5 protein-coding genes are annotated in these 6,287 nt (G+C 44.6%); 2 read left to right on the top strand and 3 right to left on the bottom strand.

What is annotated here, in order from left to right; genetic code table 11:
- The first annotated feature begins 103 nt into the window (after nucleotides 1-103).
- Complete coding sequence (locus CX664_RS05240; RefSeq protein WP_101745725.1) at nucleotides 104-1,237, top strand: ankyrin repeat domain-containing protein; 1,134 nt, start codon at nucleotides 104-106, stop codon at nucleotides 1,235-1,237.
- Nucleotides 1,238-1,397: 160 nt separating this feature from the next.
- On the opposite strand, the gene CX664_RS05245 is transcribed toward CX664_RS05240, so the two are convergent.
- The 3 genes from CX664_RS05245 to CX664_RS05255 all read right to left on the bottom strand — a co-directional run bounded on the left by CX664_RS05245 (nucleotide 1,398) and on the right by CX664_RS05255 (nucleotide 5,174).
- Nucleotides 1,398-2,489 (bottom strand): hypothetical protein, encoded by a 1,092-nt coding sequence (locus CX664_RS05245; RefSeq protein ID WP_145999837.1) that lies wholly within the window; start codon nucleotides 2,487-2,489, stop codon nucleotides 1,398-1,400.
- A 381-nt stretch (nucleotides 2,490-2,870) separates the two neighbouring features.
- Entirely contained in the window at nucleotides 2,871-3,953 is a 1,083-nt protein-coding gene (locus CX664_RS05250; RefSeq protein WP_180966381.1) for a class II aldolase/adducin family protein, read from the bottom strand.
- An 18-nt stretch (nucleotides 3,954-3,971) separates the two neighbouring features.
- Nucleotides 3,972-5,174, bottom strand: a complete 1,203-nt coding sequence (locus CX664_RS05255; RefSeq protein WP_101745728.1) for an amino acid permease — start codon at nucleotides 5,172-5,174, stop codon at nucleotides 3,972-3,974.
- Between the two features lie 435 nt (nucleotides 5,175-5,609).
- Between CX664_RS05255 and CX664_RS05260 the strand changes: the two genes are divergently transcribed.
- Nucleotides 5,610-6,284 carry a hypothetical protein gene (locus tag CX664_RS05260; protein WP_101745729.1) on the top strand — a complete coding sequence of 225 codons (675 nt, stop codon included), beginning with the start codon at nucleotides 5,610-5,612 and terminating at the stop codon, nucleotides 6,282-6,284.
- Nucleotides 6,285-6,287: the final 3 nt, after the last annotated feature.

Consider the following 6,287-nt stretch of genomic DNA (forward strand, 5'->3'; position numbering starts at 1 on the left):
GCAGTCATGTTCAAAGCCACGTAGAAATTTTTCTTATACAAAGTAGCTGGTTTTGCTGTAGGCCGTTGGATCTTATGTTTTAATTATTCAGAGAGAGCACCCGTTGAGAGACGTTGAAAATATCCTGTTGGGCGCAACAAAGGAACTGTCCCCGGACGACAAAAATCTGCTCAAGGCAGCCAAGGATGGCGACCTGGCATCGGTGAAGACATTGTTGGAACAGGGGGCTGATATTGAGTCCAGGGACCGGTATGGCGAAACCCCGCTGTTTCTGGCGGTAACTCCGGAAAATAAGGAAGTTCTCAACTTTCTTCTGGCTGCGGGTGCCAGCGTGAATGTCCGCAATTCTTCAGGTCAAACTCCGTTGCATGGAGCCTTTAGCGGGGAGACTGTGCAACAGCTTCTGGCTTGGGGAGCCGATATTGAGGCCAGGGATAATTGCGGAAACACGCCGCTGTTCCTGGCTTGTTATAATGCCGATCTGGAGATATTAAAGGTATTTCTCGACGCAGGTGCCTGCGTTAATGCCCGCAGTGATTCAGGCCGGACTCCGCTGCATATGGCCGGTAGCGGGGAGGTTGCGAAAGAGCTTCTGGCCCGGGGAGCCGATATTGATGCCAAGGATATTAATAAAGTAACGCCACTAATTCATTCGATTTCCAGAAACGACAGACTGGAGGTATTCAAGGTGCTTCTGGCTGCCGGTGCCAATATTGATGCTGCTGATAAATATAAACTGACATCATTGCACTATGCGGCTAGCGAAAACTACTACGACTTGGAGTATCTGAAGCTGCTTTTGTCCGAGGGGGCTAACCTTGAAGCCAGGCAAGACGGTACACAATGGACCCCGTTACATTTGGCAGCAAAAAGTGGTTCGGGTAAGAAAGTACAACTATTGGTGTCTGAGGGTGCCAACTGTAAGGCGCGAGACTGGCATAGGGATACACCGCTGAGTTTTGCCAAGGGCAGAATTCGCAACTTGAAAGCCCTGTTGGCCGAGACTGGCAGGTTTGACAACATCAATCGGGATAATGAGCCGGATAATTTTCAACCCCAATCACTTAAGGTTTACGCCCGGGCTTCTATCCGCTCGCGCCTGGTTGCACACAGTAAAGAAACGCGTCAACCGTTATCGAAATCGGTGCCGTTGCTGCCGCTGGGTAAGCCGAAGCCAAGTGAGCCGCCGCTCAATGACTATGTGTATGAGCCTTTGATGGGAAAACTGATTTTTTGATTAGTGGGAAGCAGTATCAGGTCTTGAATGTGTTCAAAAAGAAAGACTTGAACCTGGATTTTTTTAACTTAGAGAAACAGTGTCAGGTCTTGAATCTAGAATGTGTTCAAATACAAAGGCCTGACCCTGGCTTTTTGTTTTCCTTGACTTTATTCAAGAATCAAGACCTGAACCTCGCTTCCGCTTCCCTCTTTAATCGCCTTTGCTCCCTTAGGCGTTGATTTTCCAGCTCCCTTTGTTCAGGGTCTTTCCTTCGCTCCCTTTGTTGCTGTCTTTTCAGCTTTCTTTTTTCGGGGTCTTTCATTCGCTCCTTTTGGCGCTGATTCAACAGCTTTCTTTGTATGGGGTCCTTCATTCTTTCATGATACCGCTCCCTTTGGCGCTGATTATCCCGCTTTCTTTTTTCGGGATCTTGCCTTAGCTCCTTTTGGCGCTGATTTATCAGCTTTCTTTTTTCGGGGTCTTGTCTTTGCTCTCTTTGGCGTTGATTTATCAGCTTTCTTTTTTCGGGGTCCTTCATTCTTTCATTATATAGCTCCCTTTGACGCTGACTATTCAGCTTTCTTTTTTCAGGATCTTTCATCATTTCACTATACCGCTTCCTTCTTTGCTGATTTACCAGCTTTCTTTTTTCGAGTTCTTGCATTCGCTCCCTTTGGTGCTCAACAAGGAAACTATCAGCAATTTCTTCCATTGGGGGCGTTTGCTCATCACTTGTCGTTTGGTTCAGGTTTATCGGGTTAACAAAAGTAACTGATGGTAAATCTTGTCGGTTTAACAGTACGGCATGAAGATGAGTTAACTGATTATATGGACTCAAATGCCTGACAGGTATTGGATTGGGCTCGCTAACCGATAAGCATACCTGCTGAGCAAAGGGGGGATTTGATGTTGATGATATCTCATTATTAATGACTTCGTCATCAGAATTCCAGGGCACATATTTATCAAGAGCTGATTTTGGTATCTCAGGAACATACGTTCCAAAAGAGTCTTCTATATTGAAGTCTGCCAGAGATACAATATCGTATTCATCCAACGATTTAAGAACACCTGTTTCATTTTGGGGTATATCTGATTGTCTATTGTAAACAGGAAAAGGAGAGTTCAGTACCTGACCAGACATGCCTTGATACTCTTGCGATCGTTCACTGGCATCAGTTTTACAGTATTGGTTTACGATATCCAACGTACCGGAAGAAAGATCAGAAAAAGCAACATCGAATGAAGGTAACTTACAGGAGTGATTCATTGAATTACTGGATTATTGAATTAATCCTAAGACTACGTCTTCTTATAAAAGTTCCTCTCTAGCACAAACTATTTACTATTTTGTCAACGAAGCATAAGGATCTGTTATGGCCACTAACAAGACGACACTGATTTCAGGTCCTTCTTGAGTGTGCTGTCGCATGATTTTGGTAGTTCAACGGATGGAATCCTGAAACACGTATTGAAAATCGGGGTCATAAATGGTCCGCCCCGCATTGCAAGGAAAAGTATTCCATCAAAAAACGGGGTAAGGTCTTTAATTATGAATGACAATTACCACTTTTACTGATAAGAAAAGATATTTGCGCAATGAAAGATCTGACCCCCGCTTTTGTGACCCCTGCTTTTGCCCCCTGCTTTGCTAATGATATCGGTTTAACGGATTAACCGAAAATAGAATATTGTGTAAGCTGTTGTCTAATGTATCTATTTTTTTTCTGTTTTGTTTGTTCAGGGTAACAATTAACAGGTGAGATCTGAAAACTTCTTCCATCTCATGGGTGATTTTTAAATTGGTAGATACAAAGTAGATGTTATCCTGGTACACCACGACACCTGGCAGAAAATTATTATTATGGATTTTAAAATCCACAATCTCCTGAGCCGATAACTCGTTCAACTCCACCGGCAAAACCGCATTATACACATATTGATCTGGATAACAGGGAGTAAAGAAAAAGGCCTCTTTATCATCACGGTACACCTGGTTGATGGTTTGGTCGTTGGAACAGTGAGCTATGCACTGAATGCCAGTTATTGAGCTATAGAGTTCAGCAATTTTTGTTGCATTTTTCATGTGGCTGTAATCAACTGCAAAGTATTTTTCAGCAATGGCCATCATGTTTTCAACAATGGCCATTAACCCATCGACAGTATCATGACCAACCATAATGCCATGATTTTTCATAAAGTAGAGATGCGGCTTCTCTTTGCCTGTGAGGCTTTGCATGTACTGGGCGAAAAGAATAGACACTTCCAGCCCGGGGGCGGCATACCCGACAAAACCGGCATCCGGGTATAGGTTTGCTATGATTTTTTGGGCATCACGATTTATCAACAGGGCATTGATAATGACAGGATGCAAATGCAGGGTGTATTTAAAAGGGAGGAGGGCATGAAGAAAGACTTCGGCGGTGGGTTTTATATCCGGCAACTCATTAGCTTCCCTGACTGCTTGATTGGCTATTTTAACACTCTCTTTCAGGCTGTATTTTTTCAACAGGTCGTTGTTATCTAAAACGTCCAGTATTTTTTCACTGTCAACGGTTACATAACCATAATTCGACTCCGTTTCTGAAAGGACGCAACCCACTCCCTGAGAGACCAGCAGTTTGCCTGTATCCACTTTAGCCCCGGCATTCCCCCCACCAGCCTGAACAAGGTCGAAGCGGCCACCGGCGTATTTGCAAATTTTTACCAGGTCTTTAATAACATTATTTTTCATATTCATATCCTTTTGAAATTATGCATTATTCATGCTGTATAGCTCAGCGACTATCACCGCAATGGAAAAGAGAATAATTAAAGTGAAAGCTATTTTTCCGCCAGGTAACTGATAACTGCTTTTGATACCCTTGTTTCTTCCGGCCCAGGGCAGTACGGCCGGAATGATGCCAAAGACAACAGCAGAAAATATTGCGGCATAACCAAGTGCCGTTAAAAATACAGTGTCCAGCAATATGACTATCAGGGCAGGTGGCGCAAAAGTCAGTAAAGTCAGGGTAAACTTGCCGGGTTTGATATTGTTGGCCTGCAAACCATCCGAAATAAGATCAAATGTTCCCAGGGATACACCAATTAATGACGTGGCAATGGCTAAAAAAAAGAATGCCTTGAATATCAGTACAACATTGTTATTGTCTGTGAACTCTGCCATGGCCCGTAAGATGCCCGTTGATGGGTCACCGGAGTACAGAATGCCTTCTATACCGTTGTCACCATGAACAGGTATTACACCAATGACAATCGTTGCCCATAAAATGTACATGATCAGTGGTATAAGACTACCAACCACACAGGCAATCTTTATTTTTCTTACGTCACTGTGTAGATAGCTTCGCAAGGTGGGCACTATGACCAGGTAGCCAAAAGAGGCAAAAATAACCGGTAATGATAAGAATGGCGGGTTGAATGTTGTTATTTCCAGCCTGTCAGCCTCCACATAGGGCATGGAAATGAAGGCAAGAGAGATAAATATCAGCAAAATACCAATCACAAAAACGCGATTGATGTTTTCTGACATTCTTATGCCTGAATATATTAAGCCAGAGGCAATAGCCGTAATCACCACAACGGATGTAGTCTTGTTGACGTCAAGAGGAAGAATATATGACAAGGAGTAGCCTGTTAACTCCCCCAGGCCAGACAAATAAGCAGCAAGAATGCAATATAGAAATAATAAGCAGCTTCCCCACCCTATTATCTCTCCGGGTCGCCCCAGAGTGACTGAGATCATCGTGATAAGGTTGGCACCCTCTTTGTGCTGGAGGTTAGCCTCCAGCATAGCGAAGGCGATGACCAGTGAAGCAAGCCAGACGGTGATAAACATAAAGAGGGTCGCTGCAAACCCGTAAGTGCCTGTGGTTACCGGCAGCGCAATCATCCCGGCTCCAACAGTGGTTCCCGTGACCAAAAAAATGCTGCCAATCAGGTTGTTTTTTTCCATGACTTTTCTTTTTCTCTTTTAGTGCATGACGGACTATATCGACCGTGGTGGGCACATTTGCATAATCAGATCGTTGATCAATGTCATTAGCACTGTGAGCGTTCATTCAGTGCGTCTTCGAAATCTTTCAATTGATTGCTATTCAAAAACAGGACAAACACTCAATATTGAGGTGATGGCGTGCTTTAAGACTGCTTGTCCTCATAGGGGCAACCGGTGATGACTGGGTTACAGACACTGTCTAAGTGCTTTGGGGGGCAGGTTGCGGTGTTTTAACGAATCCAACCGGGGGCATATATACGTTAATAAACTGGGCAGCCAGAGATTTTCTGGGGTGATGTCGATAACAGACGTTGATCACACGATTTTTGCAACTGCAGTGCACAGCATCGTTGAACGGTTGGGATGACAGTCAATTGCCGACGAGGCGAATCCATGAAAAGCCAGGTGACTAATAAATATCAGCAACAGATAGAACTATTTCGCAGTACCCATTATGGCCGTGACCCTGGCCGGGTCAGGCGAATGGGTTACCTTATCAAGGCCATGTTTGTCACTGAGAAGTCATTAAAGCATGTGGATGGGGCCCGCAACAGTCTCCTGAAAGTCAAGGAGCGGTCAATCCAGCTGCAAGAGCATATCAAAGCGCAGGTATCGACCGGTCAATCCCGGGGCTCGTTATCCAGAAATACACCTCAGACCATTTCGCTGGATGAGTTCAAACAAGCGGCAACTATGGGTGACTATTCAAAATACGGTGAGAACGTACTCATTGATGGCGACCTGGATCTGTCCGGTATGCCCAATATAAAAAAACTACCCAAGTCACTTTACGTGGACGGGAATTTAAACCTGACGGGGTGCAAATATCTTGAGAGTTTGCCAGAAAAAAAACTCAGAGTGACCGGCTCATTGGTTGCTGACAAATGTCGGCAGCTGAACAGTATCACGAGAGACATTCAGGTTGGTGAAGACTTAAGTTTCAGGCAATGTCCCCTATTGGACTCATATCGCCTGCCGGATATGTTGAGGACCATGAGGTATCGGGCGGACTCGAAACCTCGCCACATTTATCTCCCCCTGTGTCAGCATAGTTGTCGCCTCTCCTGAAAT

This window comes from Endozoicomonas acroporae (assembly GCF_002864045.1).
Classification (GTDB): Bacteria; Pseudomonadota; Gammaproteobacteria; order Pseudomonadales; family Endozoicomonadaceae; genus Endozoicomonas; species Endozoicomonas acroporae.

Excerpts from the sequence above, each read along its gene's own strand:
- CX664_RS05245 (WP_145999837.1), bottom strand. The coding sequence starts at position 2,489 with ATGAATCACTCCTGTAAGTTACCTTCATTCGATGTTGCTTTTTCTGAT.
- CX664_RS05250 (WP_180966381.1), bottom strand. The coding sequence starts at position 3,953 with ATGAAAAATAATGTTATTAAAGACCTGGTAAAAATTTGCAAATACGCC.
- CX664_RS05255 (WP_101745728.1), bottom strand. The coding sequence starts at position 5,174 with ATGGAAAAAAACAACCTGATTGGCAGCATTTTTTTGGTCACGGGAACC.
- CX664_RS05260 (WP_101745729.1), top strand. The coding sequence starts at position 5,610 with ATGAAAAGCCAGGTGACTAATAAATATCAGCAACAGATAGAACTATTT.